This is a genomic window from Mesorhizobium sp. CA16 (assembly GCF_020165175.1).
Taxonomy (GTDB): Bacteria; Pseudomonadota; Alphaproteobacteria; order Rhizobiales; family Rhizobiaceae; genus Mesorhizobium.
This window is the reverse complement of sequence record NZ_JAIUHP010000010.1, coordinates 205,950-223,927: the sequence shown is the minus strand read 5'-3', so window position 1 is coordinate 223,927 and position 17,978 is coordinate 205,950. Positions and strand designations below refer to the sequence as shown.

At 65.0% G+C, this 17,978-nt stretch carries 16 protein-coding genes; 6 read left to right on the top strand and 10 right to left on the bottom strand.

What is annotated here, in order from left to right:
- The first annotated feature begins 23 nt into the window (after positions 1-23).
- The 3 genes from LB525_RS16430 (at position 24) to LB525_RS16420 (ending at position 3,717) form a co-directional block, all read left to right on the top strand.
- Positions 24-1,202, top strand: coding sequence for a polysaccharide biosynthesis/export family protein (locus tag LB525_RS16430; protein ID WP_095769320.1), 1,179 nt, complete (start codon positions 24-26; stop codon positions 1,200-1,202).
- Positions 1,203-1,318: 116 nt separating this feature from the next.
- Positions 1,319-2,413 carry an acyltransferase family protein gene (locus tag LB525_RS16425; RefSeq protein WP_224545392.1) on the top strand — a complete coding sequence of 365 codons (1,095 nt, stop codon included), beginning with the start codon at positions 1,319-1,321 and terminating at the stop codon, positions 2,411-2,413.
- 20 nt (positions 2,414-2,433) lie between these two features.
- Positions 2,434-3,717 (top strand): O-antigen ligase family protein, encoded by a 1,284-nt coding sequence (locus LB525_RS16420; protein WP_224545391.1) that lies wholly within the window; start codon positions 2,434-2,436, stop codon positions 3,715-3,717.
- Positions 3,718-4,006: 289 nt separating this feature from the next.
- Here LB525_RS16420 and LB525_RS16415 read toward each other — a convergent pair whose 3' ends face one another.
- The 9 genes from LB525_RS16415 to LB525_RS16375 form a co-directional block, all read right to left on the bottom strand.
- Positions 4,007-4,582: a DUF1349 domain-containing protein gene (locus LB525_RS16415; protein WP_224545390.1), complete on the bottom strand. Its 576-nt coding sequence runs from the start codon at positions 4,580-4,582 to the stop codon at positions 4,007-4,009.
- A gap of 121 nt (positions 4,583-4,703) precedes the next feature.
- Positions 4,704-6,143, bottom strand: a complete 1,440-nt coding sequence (locus LB525_RS16410) for an aldehyde dehydrogenase family protein (protein ID WP_224545389.1) — start codon at positions 6,141-6,143, stop codon at positions 4,704-4,706.
- A gap of 125 nt (positions 6,144-6,268) precedes the next feature.
- On the bottom strand, positions 6,269-6,754 hold the full coding sequence (locus LB525_RS16405) for a hypothetical protein (protein ID WP_224531408.1): 486 nt from the start codon (positions 6,752-6,754) through the stop codon (positions 6,269-6,271).
- A gap of 88 nt (positions 6,755-6,842) precedes the next feature.
- Complete coding sequence (locus LB525_RS16400) at positions 6,843-7,736, bottom strand: sugar phosphate isomerase/epimerase family protein (protein ID WP_224545388.1); 894 nt, start codon at positions 7,734-7,736, stop codon at positions 6,843-6,845.
- Positions 7,737-7,806: 70 nt separating this feature from the next.
- A complete protein-coding gene (locus tag LB525_RS16395) occupies positions 7,807-8,745 on the bottom strand; it encodes an ABC transporter substrate-binding protein (RefSeq protein WP_224545387.1) in 939 nt (312 codons plus the stop codon).
- A gap of 83 nt (positions 8,746-8,828) precedes the next feature.
- Positions 8,829-9,827, bottom strand: coding sequence for an ABC transporter permease subunit (locus LB525_RS16390; protein ID WP_140845601.1), 999 nt, complete (start codon positions 9,825-9,827; stop codon positions 8,829-8,831).
- A complete protein-coding gene (locus LB525_RS16385; RefSeq protein WP_224545386.1) occupies positions 9,824-11,380 on the bottom strand; it encodes a sugar ABC transporter ATP-binding protein in 1,557 nt (518 codons plus the stop codon). Before LB525_RS16385 ends, LB525_RS16390 begins: the two co-directional genes overlap by 4 nt.
- On the bottom strand, positions 11,377-12,756 hold the full coding sequence (locus LB525_RS16380; RefSeq protein WP_224545385.1) for an FGGY-family carbohydrate kinase: 1,380 nt from the start codon (positions 12,754-12,756) through the stop codon (positions 11,377-11,379). Before LB525_RS16380 ends, LB525_RS16385 begins: the two co-directional genes overlap by 4 nt.
- Positions 12,753-13,535: a DeoR/GlpR family DNA-binding transcription regulator gene (locus tag LB525_RS16375; protein WP_224545384.1), complete on the bottom strand. Its 783-nt coding sequence runs from the start codon at positions 13,533-13,535 to the stop codon at positions 12,753-12,755. Before LB525_RS16375 ends, LB525_RS16380 begins: the two co-directional genes overlap by 4 nt.
- Before the next feature lie 194 nt (positions 13,536-13,729).
- Between LB525_RS16375 and LB525_RS16370 the strand changes: the two genes are divergently transcribed.
- The 3 genes from LB525_RS16370 to LB525_RS16360 are packed head-to-tail and all read left to right on the top strand — an operon-like array spanning position 13,730 to position 16,900.
- Complete coding sequence (locus tag LB525_RS16370; protein ID WP_224545383.1) at positions 13,730-14,770, top strand: class II aldolase/adducin family protein; 1,041 nt, start codon at positions 13,730-13,732, stop codon at positions 14,768-14,770.
- Between the two features lie 4 nt (positions 14,771-14,774).
- Positions 14,775-16,052, top strand: a complete 1,278-nt coding sequence (locus tag LB525_RS16365; RefSeq protein ID WP_224545382.1) for an FGGY-family carbohydrate kinase — start codon at positions 14,775-14,777, stop codon at positions 16,050-16,052.
- Positions 16,049-16,900, top strand: a complete 852-nt coding sequence (locus tag LB525_RS16360) for a TIGR01459 family HAD-type hydrolase (protein ID WP_224545381.1) — start codon at positions 16,049-16,051, stop codon at positions 16,898-16,900. Before LB525_RS16365 ends, LB525_RS16360 begins: the two co-directional genes overlap by 4 nt.
- A gap of 9 nt (positions 16,901-16,909) precedes the next feature.
- Here the strand turns inward: LB525_RS16360 and LB525_RS16355 are convergent, their stop codons facing one another.
- Complete coding sequence (locus LB525_RS16355; RefSeq protein WP_224545380.1) at positions 16,910-17,977, bottom strand: ABC transporter ATP-binding protein; 1,068 nt, start codon at positions 17,975-17,977, stop codon at positions 16,910-16,912.
- Between the last annotated feature and the right edge of the window lies 1 nt (position 17,978).

The window sequence follows — 17,978 nt, the reverse complement described above, 5'->3', positions numbered from 1 at the left end:
TCTTGCTTGCTGCGTTGCTGGTCATGCCGCAGGTCGCTGCCGCCAGCGACTATCGGCTTGGACCGCTGGATAAGCTCAACATCCGGGTCGCCGAATGGCAGACCGTCGACGGCACGTTCCGCGATTGGTCGGCCCTCAATGGCGAGTATTCGGTCGGCCCGGGCGGGATGCTCTCGGTGCCGTTCGTCGGCGACATGCAGGCCGCCGGCAAGACGACGGCCGAGATCGCTTCAGCGATCGGGCTCGCCCTGCAACGAAAGCTGGCGCTGCCCGACAAGCCGGAAGCCTCGGTCGAGATGGCGCAGTTCCGGCCGTTCTACATTTCAGGCGAAGTCCAGAACCCCGGGCAGTTTCCCTTCGTGCCCGATCTGACCGTGCTAAAGGCAATCAGCATTGCCGGCGGTATCCGGCGCAATGCCGACTATGGTCCGCAGCTCGAAAAGGATCTGATTACCGCCAAGGGCAGCTATGAGATCTATGACGACCAGCGCTTGCGGCTGATGGTCAAGCGAGCCCGCATCGACGCCGACCTCGCCGGGAAGACGACTTTCGAGGTGCCTCAGGAAATTCAAGGCGATCCGAGATTGCCGACCATCGTCGCCGACGAAACGGCGATCCTGGTCTCCGACCAGAAATCGCTGAAGCTGAAGCTCGACGCACTCGACGACCTGAAGGGTGTTCTGCAGTCGGAAATCGAATCGCTGCAGAAGAAGATCGCCAACCAGCAGAAGCAGGTCGACCTGGCCTCCAAGCAGGCCGACAGCATCGGTCCGCTGGCGCAGAAGGGCCTGGTCGCCAATGCGCGCCTGCTTTCCTCGCAGCAGTCGGTCACCGACCTGCAGGGCAAGATCCTGGATTATGAGACGGCGATCCTCACCGCCAAGCAGTCGATCAGCAAGGCGGAGCAGGACGCTATCGATGCCCGCAACACACTGAGTTCGAGCCTCACCGCCGATCGGCAGCAAACGGAAGCGAACCTTAATGAGGCGGCCTTGAGGGTCGGCATGCAGAAGGGCCTAATCGCACAGGCATCGGATCCGGCAACGGCTGCCGCCTACACCGGCAATGAAGAGCCAGCCCTGCTCTATTCGCTGGTGCGCGTCGTCGACGGCAAGACCAGCGAGGTCGAAGCCAAGGAAGACACGCCTATCCTGCCGGGCGACGTGATCAAGGTGAAGCTGGCGCCGACGGCCAGCCAATAACGCCGCCGGCCCGGGTTTGTCCGAAGCGAACCGGGAACGGAGGCGGGAGGGACAAGCCAGGCTCGTTCGCGCGCAGCGCGGGCGAGCGATCTGTTTGGACCGCTTGAAGGCATAACATGCAGCCCGCAGCCCAGCGTCACGTGTATCTGAACCTCGACGCCATCCGCGGCGTGGCGGCGATCAGCGTCATGCTCTACCATTTCTCGCCATTCCTCGCCGACGGCAAGGTGCTGCCGTCGAGCTATCTCGCGGTCGATCTGTTCTTCCTGCTCAGCGGCTTCGTCATCGCGCATGCCTATGACCGCAAGATCGAAACCGGCATGGGCTTCGGCACTTTCGTGGCCATCCGCCTGATCCGGCTCTATCCGCTCTATCTAGCCGGCACGCTGCTCGGCTTCTTCTATTTGCTGGTCAAGAACAAACTGATACCGGCGGAATACATGCCGCTGTCCGAGATCGGCATGCAGCTGACAACCGGCATGCTGTTCATCCCGCTGACCAGCGACGCCTATCATACGATCTTTCCTCTCAACCCGGCATCGTGGTCGCTGTTCTTCGAGCTCATCGTCAACATCGCCTATGTCGCTGTCTTCGTGCTCTTGTCGCGACGGGTGCTGACGGGGATCGTCGGCGCCAGCCTTGTGCTGCTCATCGTCGCCTCGGTTTTCGCCGGCACGCTCGATTTCGGCATGACCGGCAAGACCATAGTCAGCGGGCTGCCGCGCGTAACCTTCTCGTTCTTCCTGGGCGTGCTGCTTTGCCGATCAATGGCGCGCTGGCAGGGCAGCTTCGGCTTCCTGCGGCGCGGCTTCTGGGTCGAGGGCGCGATCCTGCTCACGCTTGCCGTCTTCGCCATCGCCCCGGCTGCCGCCGGCGCGCGCATTGCCTACGACCTCGCGGCAATCGTCATCGTCTTCCCGATCATGGTGATGACCGGCGCGGTGGCGCCGCCCGCGCCGCGACTGTCAGGCGTCTATGGCTGGCTCGGGCGGATTTCCTACCCGATCTACATCATCCACACGCCGATGCTGATGATCATCGCCGGGGCCGGCAAGGCCTTCTCGATCGATCCGTTCGCGCATCATCCCTTGTTCGGCATCGTGATGGCGGCGATGGTTGTCGTCATCGCCGACATCGCCACGCGCGTCTATGATGAGCCGGTGCGGCGCTTCCTGCAGCGGCAGATGCAGCGCGCCCGGGCCGTGGCTTAGCGCGGGACAAAAAGGCCGGTATGAAGATTCCGAAATCCATCCTGATCGATCCCGATCGCAACGAGACCTACGGCATTTTCGCCGTCGCGGTTTCCACGCTCGCCTTCGCCTACTCGCCCAATTTCGGCCAGATCCTGATCCTCGCCTATTACGCCGTCTGGCTGCCGCTGCTGTTCGTCGACTACCGGCGCTTCACCTGGAAACTCTCCAGCGCCTGGCTACCCATTCTGCTTGCGGCCTATGTCTGCCTCTCGGTGTTCTGGTCGCAGGCGGCGGGCATCAGCGCGCGCGCGGCGGTGCAATATTCCTCGCACATCGTCTGCGCCTATGTCGCGGCGCGCACCATCAGCGTGCGCACGCTGGTGGTCGGCTCGCTGATCGGCATCTTCTTCGTGCTGCTCTATTCACTCGGAGTCGGTGGTTACGCGCTCGACACGATCGACGGCACGGTCAATTTCGTCGGCGCCTTCGGTTCCAAGAACCAGGTCGGCTTCTTCTCTTCGCTCGGCATCTTTTTCTGCCTGGCGTTCCTTGTCTTCTACCGGCGCAACTGGCTGGGCTTCGTCTGGACCGCGCCGATCATGCTTTTGTCGGTCTATATGCTGGCAATCGCCCATTCGGCGACGTCGGTGGCCTCGCTGCCGGCGGTGATCGGCATCGTGATGCTGCTCACCATGACCAAGGTGCTGTCGCGACGCTATCGCCGGGTGCTGTTCGTCGTCGGCGCCGGGGCGCTGGTGACGGGCGTGGTGGCAGCGCTCAACCTCGGGCTGCTGGATGTCGTGCTCGGCATCTTCGGCAAGGATTCGACGCTCACCGGCCGCACCTATCTGTGGGAACAGGGCTGGAAAGCAGCGCAGCAGCGTCCGCTGCTCGGCTATGGCTATGCCGCCTATTGGGTGCAGGGTTTTGCCGATCCGGAGCGGCTGTGGGCGGAATTCTATATCTCGACGCGTTCCGGCTTCCACTTCCACAACACCTATGTCGAGACGCTGGTCGAAATCGGCTTCATCGGCGTCACCTTGCTGGCGCTGGTCATCCTGCGCGCCTTCTACGGCCATGTATCGAAGGTGGTGTTCGGCGGGTGGAGTGCCGATTCGGTGGTGCTTGCCGGCGCGACCGGGCTGATGCTGATCCGCTCCTTCTTCGAGGTCGAGATGCTCGGCCCCTATTTCATGGCGTCCTTCATCGTCTATTACGGCCTGTTCAAGCTGAACCCATTGCCGGCTTTCCGGCGCCGCCAGATGGCCGTTGCCGCCGAGGACGAGAGGCCGGCCATCGGCCGCATGCCGGCGCCGACCTGAGGGGCTTTTGGCGTGCTCGCCAACGATCTTGGGATCCGCCCGAGCGGCTTGCCCAAGCCCGAAATCCTGCACGTGCCGTGGTAAACGCCTATGTTACATCGGCCTGCCGCGCCAACCATTCGAGGGGCACTGGACATTGCGGCATGGCCGCAATGTCGGTCGGTTTGTTGAAGCAGCGCGTCCAGAACAGGATCAGCGGAGTATCAAACGACATCGGGCCCTTCCGCTCTGGCAAGGCGCCGTCTTACCCTTATCGCGGCAATCGCGAAAGAACCACGCGGTTCCGCACTCACCCATGCAGGTCCCTTGCAATCGCCGGCCCGATCGTGAAGCCGGAGAAGGTCGCCTCAAAGCCTTCGCGCTGCGGCGAGCAGCACATCATGCCGACATCGACCGTTTTCGAGATCGGGAAATAGGCCAGGCGCACCGGTTTCCAGTGGCCGTCCGAGGCGTCCAGATACTGGATGCGGATCGCCTCGGCGTGGCGGGTCAGGCGGATCCTGACGCCGTCCTTGCCGGCGGCGATGGCGACCAGCGACCAGTCGGAGGTGTCGTTGGTGACGACGACGGAGAAGTATGCCAGCCCGTCGGTGTATTCGATGCCGGCCTTGATCCAGTGCGTTTCGCTCAGGCGCAGCATCAGCCCCGCCTGATCGTAGAGCACCTTGTAGTCACCCTTGACGGTGACTTCGGCGCTGAAATCACCCTCGACGGAACGGTAGAGGAAATGGCCGTTGTCACGCCAGAAGCCGTAGAAGGTCTCGCGCCAGAAGTCGGTGTCCTTGCCTGTTCGGACGGTGAGCGTGCCGTCGCCGACCGTGTGCTGCGGTGGCGGGTTGAGCCATGTCATGTCGGCCACGCTCATCGATCTGCTCCCGGATTGGACTAGTGCGTTTCACCGTTTCATGGAAACGGCGAAACGCCCTATCTCCTTGTTTTTGCGCAATTCCGGACGGAAAACCGCCAACACTTTTCCTGGAACTGCTCTAGCCGGCGAATGTATAGGCGGTCTTCACCGTGGTGTAGAACTCCATCGCGTAACGGCCTTGTTCGCGCGGGCCGTAGCTCGAGCCCTTGCGGCCGCCGAACGGCACGTGGAAATCGACGCCGGCCGTCGGCAGGTTGACCATCACCATGCCGGCCTCGGAATTGCGCTTGAAATGCGTCGCGTGCTTCAGGCTGGTGGTGCAGATGCCGGAGGTGAGGCCGAACGGCGTGTCGTTGGCGACAGCCAGCGCTTCGTCATAGTCCTTGACGCGGATGACATTGGCGACGGGGCCGAAAATCTCCTCGCGCGAGATGCGCATCGCGTTGGTCGAGCCGACAAACAGCGCAGGCTGCAGATAAAAGCCAGGCGCGCCGCGCTCAAGCCGGTCACCGCCGAAGGCGAGCTCGGCGCCTTCCTGGCGGCCGATGGCGATGTAATCCTCGTCCTGCTTGAGCTGGTTCTGGTCGACGACAGGACCGATCTGGGTCTTGGCATCGAGCGCATCGCCGATGACGAGCTTGTCCAGCCGCTCCTTGATCGCGTCGACAAAACGGTCGTGGATGCCGTCGGTGACGATCAGGCGCGAGGACGCCGTGCAGCGCTGTCCGGTCGAGAAATAAGCGCCGTTGACCGCGCAGTCGACGGCCACCGCGAGATCGGCGTCGTCGAGCACGACGAGCGGATTCTTGCCGCCCATTTCGAGCTGGAATTTGCGCATGTGCTCCACACTTGCCGCGGCGACGCGCTTGCCGGTCCCGACCGAGCCTGTGAAGGAGATGGCGTTGACATCGGGATTGTCGAGCATCGCCTGGCCGACCACCGATCCCTTGCCCATGACGAGGTTGAGCACGCCCTTGGGCAGGCCGGCGCGGTGCAGGATATCGACGATGGTCCAGGCGCTTTCAGGAACCAGCTCGGCCGGCTTGAAGACGATCGTGTTGCCGTAGGCCAGCGCCGGCGCGATCTTCCAGGCGGGGATGGCGATGGGGAAATTCCACGGCGTGATGATGCCGACGACGCCGACGCCTTCGCGCGTCATCTCGACGCCGACGCCAGGCCGAACGCTCGGCACCATCTCGCCCGACAGACGCAGCGTCTCACCGGCGAAGAAGTCGAATATCTGCGCGGCGCGGATCGTCTCGCCGACGCCCTCTGCCAGCGTCTTGCCTTCCTCGCGCGCGAGCGACCGGCCGATCTCGTCCTTGCGTGCCATGATCTCGTCGGAGGTTTTCTTCAGCACGGCATGGCGGGCAAGAGGCCCGGAGCGCGACCAGGCGGGGAAGGCCGCCTTGGCGGCGGCGATAGCCTGCTTGGTTTGCTCAGGCCCGGCCGAAGCATATTCGCCGACGACGTCGTTGGTGTTCGACGGGTTGATGTTGCGTGAGCCGGCCTCGCCAAGCCACTCGCCGTCGATCAGGTTCTTACGCAGCACGGTCATTGTCTTGTTCCTTGAAGCTGGGGTAGTGGCAGTCCGTCGGCCGGTCAATTGTCGGACAAATGATATAATGATTGTCCCGTGGCAGGTCTACCGGCCTTCTGCGACAAACCTAGGGCCTTGCCGCGTCAGGTCGAGAACGACCAGAACAGACAGGCGAGCGTGACCGCGCCGAAGGCGACGAAGAACAGGCTTCTGAGCAGGATGTTGCGGCGAAGCTCGTTCATGGTGAGATGCGCCGCAACGATCACTGCCACGAACAGGAAACGCCAGTTGAAAAGCGCCCAGAGCACCTCGTGCTGGCCGAAGGCCCATCTGGCGATCAGCGAGCCGACGATGATCGCGAACAATACGATCGTCGCCCAGAAGATCGCATCGGCCGCATGGGTCAGCACGACGCCGGCGGCGCGGATGGGCAGGATCATCATCAGCATGGCGGCGAAGAAATAGACGGCGGCGATCGCCAGGAATGAGCCGGCGTCGGCGATGCCGTCGAGACGCTTCACGCCGAACGCGCCATAGGGATAGCCGTGCCTCGCCACGGCCAATGACAGCGCCATCAGCAAAGCGCTCAAAACCGTGACCAGTGCGAATGTGCCGAGGGCCTTGCTCATGCCTTTTCCTGTCGAGACGAATCAACAGGAGTCTAGCAGAGCATGGCCCTCGAAAGCCGCAATTCACTGCTCGACATTCTCGAAGACGTCAGGGCCTTTGCGAAGCCGAGACGAGATCGGCCTTGCGCCGGGCCGTCTCCAGGCCGACCGCGATGAAGCGGCGCGCATGACGAGCAAGCTCCATATTGTCGGTCCACAGATTGCGCCAGATCGCCGTCTTCCGCGACAGATTCTCGTCGACGATCTCGGACGAGAAGGATTCGAAGCTGAGATCGTCGCTGTAGCCGATCGCCGCCAGCGCGTCGAAGATCGCCGAGAAATCGATGCTGCCGGTGCCCAGAAAGCCGCGATGGCTCTCGCCGATATGGACATAACCGATCTTCCTCGCGGCATGGCGGATGGCCAGGCCGACATCGGCCTCCTCGATGTTCATGTGGAAGGTGTCGAGGTGCAGGAAGATGTTGTCGGAGCCGGTGTCTTCGATGAAAGCTAGTCCTTGCGCGGCGGTGTTGAGCAGGTTGCTTTCGAAGCGGTTGACGATTTCGAGATTGAGCGTCACGCCGGCGGCCTTGGCCGTTTCCGCAACCCCGGCAAGTGTAGCGGCGCTGCGGTTCCACTGATCGCGCGTCGGCGGTTCGGTTTGCAGGCCGTGGCTTGCCGAGAGGATGCCGCCGACCTTTTGGCCGCCGAGATCGCGCGTGAGGGCGACGGTGCGGTTCAGGATCTCGACGCCGCGCGCGGCGACCGCCTTGTCTGGGCTGGAGATGTCGCCGTCGGCAGGCAGGCCAATGCTGATCGCTACGCCCAGGCCGAGATCGGTGATGCTTTTGGCCAGCCTGCCGATATCGACATCCGCCGGATCGAGATAGGAGAATTCGATCAGGTCGAAGCCGGCTTCCTTCGTGTTGGCCAGCGTGCGTTCGAGATCCGCCTGCGCCGAACTCGCAGACCAGACGAAAGAATGGATACCAATGCGCGACATGATCGTCTCCGTCCGATGAATGAGGCGCGGCCGGACCGATCCGGCCGCGCCAGCCTTGGGAGCAGGCTTTTTAGCGGGCCGCCGTCCAGCCCTTGTAGTCCTTCAGGTTCTCGGCGGTAATCAGCTTCGGATCGAGCAGCACGGTCGGCTCGGCCGGCTTCTTGCCGGCAAGCACATCTGCCGCCATCGTCAGCGACTGGCCGGCCATGACATAGGGATCCTGCGAGGCCGAGGCCTTGATCAGCGAGGTGCCGGACGCGAACTCCTTCTCAATGTCCGGGGCGCCGTCGACCGCGGTGATGATGAATTCCGAGCGATTGAGCTGCTTGGCGGCGAGCTGCGCGCCGATCGCCGTAGGATCGTTGATGGCGAACACCGCGTCGATCTTGTCGAAGCGGGTGAGCAGCGACTGGAACACTTTCAGGCCGCCGTCGCGCGATCCCTCGGCGTTCTGGTCGTCGGACAGGATTTTGATGTCGGAGTGCTGCGAAAGAACGTTCTTGCAGCCCTTGACGCGCTCCAGGATCGACGACGAGGCCGGGCCGTTGAGGATGACGTAGTTGCCTTTGCCGCCGGTGTGATCGACCAGATACTGGCAGGCCTCCTCTCCGGCCTTGACGTTGTTGGTCATCACGGTGACGTCGGCGCCCGGCGCCGAGACGTCGAAGGCAGCGACGACGATGCCAGCCGCCTGCGCCTTCTTGACCGCGGGCGCGATCGCCTTGGCATCGACGGCATTGAGCATGATGACATCGACGCCGGCGGCGATGAAGGAATCGATCTGCGAGACCTGCTTGTTGAGGTCGTAGTCGGCCGACACCGACGTCACCTCGACCTTCGGATTGATCTTCTTGGCCGCGTCCTCGATGCCCTTGATGGTGGCGACGAAGAACGGGTTGCCGAGCAGGCCGACCGAGATGCCGACCTTGTTGAGGTCTTTGGCCGATGCCGGCGCGATGGCGAGGGCCGCGAGGGCTGCGCCGCAGAGCAGTTTGGCGATGGTCTTCATTTACTTGCTTCCTCCGATTGCCCCGCGCCTCTCACGGTGCGTTACACACAATCCGGCCCGTCTAGGCCGGCGACCGAGGTCAATCACGTTCTTGCTCCGGCCTGCAGCCGGTAACGGTCGAGGGCGACCGCCACGATGATGACCAATCCCTTGATGATGTACTGCCAGATGTCCGAGACACCGGCCAAAATGAGCCCGTTGGAGAGCACGGCGATGATCAGCCCGCCGATCAGCGTGCCCCAAATCGAGCCGACGCCGCCGACGAAGCTGGTGCCGCCGAGAATGACGGCGGCGATGGCATCGAGCTCGTAGGACTGGCCTAGCTGCAGGCCATTGGCGGCGTAGAGTCTCGCCGCCGACATGACGCCGCCGAGGCCCGCGAGCAGGCCCGACACGCCATAGACGAAGAGCAGCACCAGCGGCACCTTGATGCCGGTGAGGCGCGCCGCCTCGGCATTGCCGCCCACGGCATAGATCCAGGTGCCGAGCACGGTGCGCTTGAGCACCAGCCAGGACAGCACCACCACGGTCAGCGCGATGATGACAAGCCAGGGAATGCCGAACAGTGAGCCATTGCCGATGAAGTCGAAAGGCAGGTCGGAATTGAAGACTGTCGTATCCTCGCCGAGCAGGCGGGCGACGCCGCGCACGGCGGTCAGCGAGCCCAGCGTGACAATGAAGGGCGGCAGCTTGATGTAGGCGACAAGCAGCCCGTTGATGACGCCGAAGCCGAGGCCGAGCAAAATGGCGGCCGGAATGCCGAGCATGCCCCAGTCCGGCACCAGCGACACCAGCACAGCGACCATCGCCGAGGCCGCGAGGATCGAGCCGACGGATAGGTCGATGCCGCCGGTGAGGATGACGAAGGTCATGCCCGCGGCCAGCACGATATTGATCGACGACTGCTGGCTGACGATGAGCAGGTTGGTGCCGGTAAGGAAGCGCGGGTTGATGAACTGGAAGCCGACAGCAAGCAGCACCAGAACCGGCAGCATGCCGAGCGCGGCGAAGGCCGTCCGCAGCCGTCGGCTCCTGACCGCTGCCTGATCCGCCGCTTTCGCCACTGTTGAGCTGTCGGTCATCTTGTCGGTCCTTCCTTGGCCGCCCCCGTCGCGAGTTCCATGATTTCTTCCTGACGCAGCGGCCTGCCCTCCGACGCCGTCACCTCGCCGGCGATGGCGCCGTCGCGCATCACGAGCACGCGGTCGGCCACCCCGATCACTTCGGGCAGTTCGCTGGAGATCATCAGAATGGCGATGCCCCTGCCGGCAAGGCTGTCGATCAACCGGTAGATCTCCGACTTGGCGCCGACGTCGACGCCGCGCGTCGGCTCGTCGAGGATGACGACCCTGGGCTCGGTCTCGAGCAGGCGGGCAAGCAGCACCTTCTGCTGGTTGCCGCCCGACAGCGAGCCGGCATTGGCCTGCGCCGAGCGCGTGCGGATCGAGAGATCGGCGATGGCCTTGGCGGCACGCTGCTCGGCGGCGGTGAAATCACGAAAACCGCCGGCGCGCGCGTCTTTCGCAAGCACACCCATATTGATGTTGTCGGCGATCGACATGTCGAGAAACAGCCCGAGCTCCTTGCGGTCCTCGGTGAGGTAAGCAATGCCGGCCTCCAGCGCCTCGCGTGGCGAAGCGATGGCAATCGGCTTGCCGTCGAGCTCCAGCTCGCCCGCGCTGCGGCGGTCGGCCCCGAAGATCAGCCTCGCGAGTTCGGTGCGGCCGGAACCAACCAGCCCCGCCAACGCCAGCACCTCCCCGTGGTAAAGATCGAACGAGCAGTCCTTCAGCAATCCGCCATCCGACATGCCGCGCACCGACAGCGCAACCGGGCGCTGGCTGTCCGGCGGCCGGTGATCCTTCTTGTAGAAGGCCGAGAGATCGCGGCCGACCATCATCGAGACCAGGCGCGATGCATTGAGATCGGCGCGTTCCAGCGTGCCGACATAGCCGCTGTCGCGCAGCACGCTGACGCGGTCGGCGAGCTGGTAGACCTCCTCCATGCGGTGGCTGATGTAGATGATGGCAATGCCTTGCGCCTTCAGCGCCCCGATCACCTCGAACAGCCGGTCGGTCTCGCGCGAGGTCAGCGAGGTGGTCGGCTCGTCCATGACGATGATGCGGGCGCTGGTCGACAGCGCGCGGGCGATCTCGACCAGCTGGCGCTCGCCCAGCGACAGGCTGGAGACCAAGGCGCGCGCCGAAAAGGAGACGCCGAGCCGCTCGATGATTTCCTTGGCGCGACGGTTGCACTGGTCCCGGTCGACGATGCCGAACCTACGCGGCTCGTTGCCGAGGAAGATGTTCTGCGCCACAGTCAGGTTCGGCGCCAGCGACAGCTCCTGGTAGATGACCGCGATGCCCTGGGCGCGAGCCTTGATCGGATCGCCGCTGGCGACCGGCGCACCGTCGATCAGGATCTCGCCGCCGGCATCCGGCCGATAGGCGCCGGACAGCACCTTCATCAGTGTCGACTTGCCGGCGCCGTTCTCGCCCATCAGCGCATGCAGTTCGCCGGCATTGACGGTGAGCGATACGTCGTGCAGGGCCCGGACGGGACCGAAGGTCTTGGAGATGTGGCGCATCTCCAGCACCGGCCTTTGCGACGCCTCGACGTGAGCGGCGGCGCTCATTGCGCACCTCCTGCCGCCGCGCCGGCGATGTGGCGTCCGGCAATAAGGCCGCGCCAGTCGTCGCGGTAGCGATCCAGGCCTTTGAAGTCCGCGGCGCGTACCGGCTCCGGCCTATCGGCGGCGAATTCGCGGCCGATGCTCTCGAAGGCGAGAGCCGCGGCGCCCGTGGCGCTGCCTTCCAGCGTGGCCCCCTGCAGGAAGGATTGGCCGGGCCGCAGCGCCGCCAGGAGGCCGGCAAGCATCCCATCCGCATTCAGTCCGCCATCGACGATGACGGTGCCTGCCGAACGGATCAGGTCGAGCGAGAGATCGATCATCAGAGCCACATAAAGCAGCGCCACGGCGGCGCGCTCCCCCGCACCGGAAACGGGCCCGAGGATCTCGCCCGTCCGGCCCGGCAGCGGTCCGCCCGGGGCAAAGCTCGGCACGGCCATCGTGCCGGCGTCGATCGCCCGCTGTATGCCGGCCGGGGCGATCGCGCCTTGCCAGTTGCCGCTGATCACGGCGAATTCGCGCCCGCCCATGAAGCGGATCGTAGGCACCGGGCCGCCATCGACATCGACATTGGCCAGCATGTCGCGCTCGCGGTCGAGCGCCTCGAACGGACAGTCAGGGTTGAGAACGATCACCCAGGTGCCCGTCGACACCACGGTGAGCGGCCCGAGGTCCTGCCGGCGATACGCATGGAGCGCGGCATTGCTGTCATGGACGCCGTTGTGAATGGCGACCGGTCTGCCCGCCCGGCCAAAGCGCCGCTCGCCGGTCACGGCGCCGGCGTGCGCGAAGGCGGGCATGCGGCCGCGCCAGCCCTCGGCATCGACCAGCGAGGAGAAGTCACGCTTGCTCGGTGCCCACAGATGCGAGTGGCAGCCGAGATAGGAGACTTCCGAAACGGCGTGGCCGCCGAAGCGCCAGCTCCAATATTGCGGATAGCCGAGAAGCGCCTTCGCCGCCGAGAACGCGCCGGGCTCCACTTCCTTCAGCCACAGCATGTGGCGGCCATAGTTGAAGCCGAGCGGCAGGCGCGGCGAGAAGGTCTCGGCGAAATCGGGAATGCGCCGATCGATCCGCGCGGCGATCTCGGCGGGCGGCTCTTGCTCATAGTCGAGGATCGGATGCGTCAGCGCCGTATCGTCGACCAGCGCGAAGGTGCAGCCGTGGCCCGACACCATCAGACTTTCGACGCCGTGGGCATCCGCGGCCTCGTTGACGGCGTCCAGCGCCCAGTCATGCAGCGCCTTTTCGTCAAGCACGCTGAGCCCGCTTTTGCGTATCCAGTCGGGTTTCGTGCGCCGTTCGTCGAGGATGCGCCCGCCCTGGTCGAAGACGAACAGCTTCGAATTGGTCTTGCCGAAATCGAGCACCGCCACCTTCACTGGACGGCTCCCGAAGGCGAGGCGATACGCACGGTGACACCGGCATCTTCCAGCATCCGCGCATCGGCGCCGGACAGGCCGTCATCGGTCACCAACGTGCCGATGCGCGACAGCGGCAGCGCGACATTGCGGGCGTGGATCGACAGCTTCCGGCTGTCCGCCAGCACCACGATCTGGTCGGCGCAAAGGCTGAGATCGATGATCGAGCGCACCAGCAGCGGATGCGATTCCAGCACGCCCTCATGGCCGAGGCCCTGCGCGCCGAGAAAGAACTTCGAGGCATAAAACGGCGCGGCCTGGGTGAGCGAATGGATGATGCCGGGCTCGCGGTGCAGATCGCCGCCGGCGATGGTCAGGCTGCAATGGCCATGGTCGCTGAGATAGGCGGCGAGCGGCATGGAATTGGTGAAGAGGCGAATGTTGCGGTCGGCAAGCTTGACGCCGAGATGGAAGCAGGTCGAGCCGCCATGGACGATGACCGCATCGCCGTCGCGCACCATGGTGGCGGCTACAGCGGCGATTTGCCGTTTGGCATCGACCGCCAGGTCACGGTTCTCGTCATAGGGCCTCGCATAGGCGATGCCGGCATGCGAGGCGCCGTCGAGCGCCGAGATGCCGCCATAGACCTTCCTGGCTTCGCCGGCCTCGTCGATCTTGTCGATGTCGCGCCTGACCGTCGCCGCCGACACGCCAAGCCGCTCCTGCAGTTCACGCACCGAAGCGAACGGCCGGTCCCGCAATAGCTCGACGATCTGACGCTGGCGGCCCGAGTCGCTCAACTCTTCCCTCCCGACAATGCCCTTTTGCATGACAATTGATGTAACTTACTCAACGTCAGTCGGATTGCAAGCCCGTTTTGACGATAGTAGATCACTGTTGACGTAGATCGCTCGCATCTGCGATATCAGCACCAATCATTCTCCTGTAATGGGAGATCGTGCGAGACCGACCGAGCCGTTGGAGGAAGATCGCCATGGCGACCACAGTTGATGCGCAGGAGCTGGCCGCCTTGCGGACACTTTCGGCAGCCATCGGCGACGATCCGCACCTGACACAGGCAGCCGGCGGCAACACATCGCTGAAGGCAGGGGACACGCTGTGGATCAAGGCCTCCGGCACCTGGTTGAGGGACGCGCTGACGGACGACATCATGGTACCGGTCGCGATGGGTCCGCTCGTCGAGGCCCTCGAACGGCGTGATCCGAGCGCCGACAAGCCGCAGGCCTTTGCCATCGATGCCCTCAATCCGCGCGGCTTGCGCCCTTCGATCGAGACCATCGTACACGCGCTGATGCCGCAGCGAGTGGTGCTGCATGTCCACTGCGTCGAGACAATTTCACTCGCCGTTCAGGCCGATTGCGAGATCGAGGCCGGGCGGCGTCTCCAGGGCATCGCGTGGGCTTATGTCCCCTATCGCCGGCCGGGCCTGCCGCTTGCCCAGGGCATTGCCGAGCGTCTCGGGCAGGGGGTCGACGTGCTGATCCTCGGCAATCACGGACTGGTCGTCGCAGCGGAGACCGTGGCCGAGGCGGAGCGTCTGCTGCACCGGGTGAGATCGCTTTTGGCCCGCCCGGCGCGGCAGACACCGATCCCGGATATAGCGGCGCTGGCGGCACTTGCCGACGGCAGCGGTTACCGATTGCCGGCGGATATCGAGGCGCATGCGGTGGCGCTCGATGCGGACAGCCGCCGCATCGCCGAAGCCGGCAGCCTCTACCCTGACCACGTCATCTTCCTTGGCCGGGGCTCCGTGGTGGCAAGGCCTGGCGAGAAGGTCGCCGACGTCGTCGCGCGGCTGGGCACGAACCCCGTCGCGGTCCTCTTTCCAGGCGCCGGCGTGCTGATGCGCGGCGACGCCAGCTCCGGCGCGGACGCTATGCAGCGCTGCCTCGCCGACGTGACCGCGCGGATCGACACCACGGCGCGATTGAATTATCTCACCGCCGCCGAAAATGACGAGCTGGTCAACTGGGATGCCGAGCAGTATCGCCAGAGACTCAACGCGGCGGGTTAGGCGAATGGCGCCTCTTGCATTAGGCATCGACATCGGCACCTCCGGAGCGCGCGCCGTCGCGATGCGTCCGGACTTCTCCACCGCCGCGAGCGCCGCCGTGCCGCTCGAGCGCTTCGGCGCGAACGGCCGCGATCCGGCCGTTTGGTGGGCCGCCGTCGAAGCGACACTGCACGAGCTTTTTTCGCGCATCGATCGCATGGCTGTGCGCGCGATCGCCGTGGACGGTACGTCGGGAACCGTGCTGCCGACCGACGACGCCGGACGGCCGCTGGCCGAGCCGCTGATGTACAACGACAAGGTTCCGGATGCGGCCATCCTCGCCGTGATCGCCGGCACGGCGCCGGAGGCAAGTGCTGCGCATGGGGCGACCTCCGGTCTCGCCAAGGCGCTCTGGTTCCAGCGCCTGCCTGGCATCCACGCCGTGCTGCACCAGGCCGACTGGATTGCCGGGCAATTCTCGGCCCGCTTCGACATCAGCGACGAGAACAACAGCCTGAAGACCGGCTACGATGCCGAGGCGCGCCGCTGGCCGGAATGGATCGCGGCGACCGGCATGCGCGTGGAGCTTCTGCCCACCGTTGTCAGGCCGGGTAGCGTGACCGGCAGGCTTACGGCCGCCGCCGCCGACCTGTTCGGGTTGCCGCGCGATGTCGCGGTGGTCGCCGGCACCACGGACGGCTGCGCCTCTTTCTTGGCGACGGGCGCGGCGGCCGCGGGCGACGGTGTCACCGCTCTCGGATCGTCGCTGACCATCAAGATCCTGTCCGACCGGCCGATCTCGGCGCCGCGCTACGGCATATACAGCCACCGGCTCGGCGATGCCTGGCTCGCGGGCGGCGCGTCGAACACCGGCGGCAAGGTGCTCGCCCAGCATTTTTCGCTCGCGCGCATCGTCGAACTCAGCGCCGCAATTGATCCCGCGACGGAGACCGGCCTCGACTATTATCCGCTCGGTTCGGCCGGCGAACGTTTTCCGGTCACCGATCCAACGCTCCAGCCGCGCCTGCTGCCCCGACCGGAATCGGACGCCGACTATCTCAAGGCGATGCTGGAAGGCATCGCGGCCATCGAGGCGCTCGGCTACCAGAGACTCGCCGAACTCGGCGCGCCGAAGCTCACCTCGGTTCGAAGCGTCGGCGGCGGCGCCGCCAATGCCGCCTGGACCGCGATCCGACGGCGCAAGCTCGGCGTCGATTTTCTGCCGGCGCTCTCCGATGAGGCTGCGGCTGGCACGGCGCGGCTGGCGCTGATGGGCGCAAAGGAGGCGGGGCTGCTGCTGTGAGCGCGAAGCACGCCGTGCATCTCGACGGGATCGCAGCGCTCGCCGAACGCTACGAAGTGTTCCTGCTCGACCAGTTCGGCGTGCTGCATGGCGGACAACAGGCTTATCCCGGCGCGGTCGAAGCCCTGTCGGCGCTGAAGCGCGCCGGCAAGACCGTGGTGCTGATCTCGAATTCCGGCAAGCGGGCGGAGCCAAACGAAGGGCGGCTGCTGAAGCTTGGTTTCGAAGCGGGAAGCTGGGATCATTTCGTCTCATCCGGCGAGGTGGCTTGGCGCATCTTCCGAAACATGGCGGACTCGGGCGCGCTGCGGGCTGGCACGAGATGCCTGCTGATCAGCCGCGACGAGGACCGTTCGGCGATCGAGGGCCTGCCACTCGTTCTGACCGAGCGCGGCGATGACGCCGATCTGGTGCTGATCGCGGCCAGTGAAGGCGACCGCTACGACCTCGACCACTACCGAAGACCTCTCGGCCCGGCGGCGGCGCGGAAGGTGCCGTGCTTCTGCACCAATCCCGATCGGATCATGCTGACCGCGGGCGGACCGCGCTTCGGCGCCGGCGAGATCGCCGATCTTTACGAACAGCTCGGCGGCAGCGTCACCCGTATCGGCAAGCCCTATCCGGCGATCTACGAAGCTGCGCTGGCGCTTGCGGGACATCCGGCACTCAGCGATGTGATCTGTGTCGGTGACAGTGTCGAGCACGATATAGCCGGCGGCAACGCGGCCGGCGTGTCGACCGCGCTGGTGATGACGGGAATATTGGCCGACAGGAGCGACCTGACGGGGCTGTTCGCAGACCTTGGCGCGTGGCCTGACTACACTCTGGGCGCTTTCCGCTGGCGCTGATCCGCGGACCTATCCAATCCGGTTTCCGCTCTTCGGATCAAACAGATGCAGCGCAGCCGGATCGGCGCCGAGGCGGATCGTATCGCCCGGCCTCACGTCGCTGCGGCCCATGACGAAGACGCAGACCTGCTGGTTGGCCAGCCTGACATAGAACTGCGTCGACAGGCCGAGCGGCTCGACCACCTCGACCTCGGCCTTCAGCGCGCCGTCGTCCACGAGCTTGATGTGTTCCGGCCGCAGTCCGATGGTGAGGTCATCGCCGTCGCTGAGCGGCAGGCCATCCGGCAGCCGCAGCTTCTGGCCATCGGCGAGCACGGCATCCGCCTTGCCGCCCTTGGCGACCTTAGCCGGCAGGAAGTTCATGCCCGGCGAGCCGATGAAGCCGGCCACGAAGGTGTTGACCGGACGGTCGTAAAGCTCCAGCGGGCGGCCGACCTGCTGCACATAGCCGTCATGCATGACGACGATGCGGTCGGCCATGGTCATCGCCTCGACCTGGTCGTGGGTGACATAGACCGAAGTGGTCTTGAGCTGCTGATGCAGCGCCTTGATCTCGGCGCGCATATGGACGCGCAATTTGGCGTCGAGGTTGGAGAGCGGCTCGTCGAACAGGAACACCTTGGGGTCGCGCACGATGGCGCGGCCCATCGCGACGCGCTGGCGCTGGCCGCCGGAAAGCTGGCGCGGCAGTCGGCCGAGATAGGCGTCGAGGCCGAGCCGCTTGGCGGCAGCACCTACCCTGCCGTCGATCGTCGTCTTCTCGGCCTTCTTCAAAAGCAGGCTGAAGCCCATGTTGGAGGAGACATCCATGTGCGGGTAGAGCGCATAGGACTGGAACACCATGGCGATGTCCCGGTCCTTCGGCGCGACATCGTTGACCAGCCGCTCGCCGATATGGATCTCGCCGCCGGTAACTTCCTCCAGGCCGGCGATCATGCGCAGCAGCGTGGACTTGCCGCAGCCGGACGGGCCGACCAGCACGACGAACTCGCCATCGGCGATCTCGAGATCGACGCCGTGCAGGATGCGCAGCGCGCCGTAATCCTTCTCGACGTTTTGCAGCGTGACGGAAGCCATC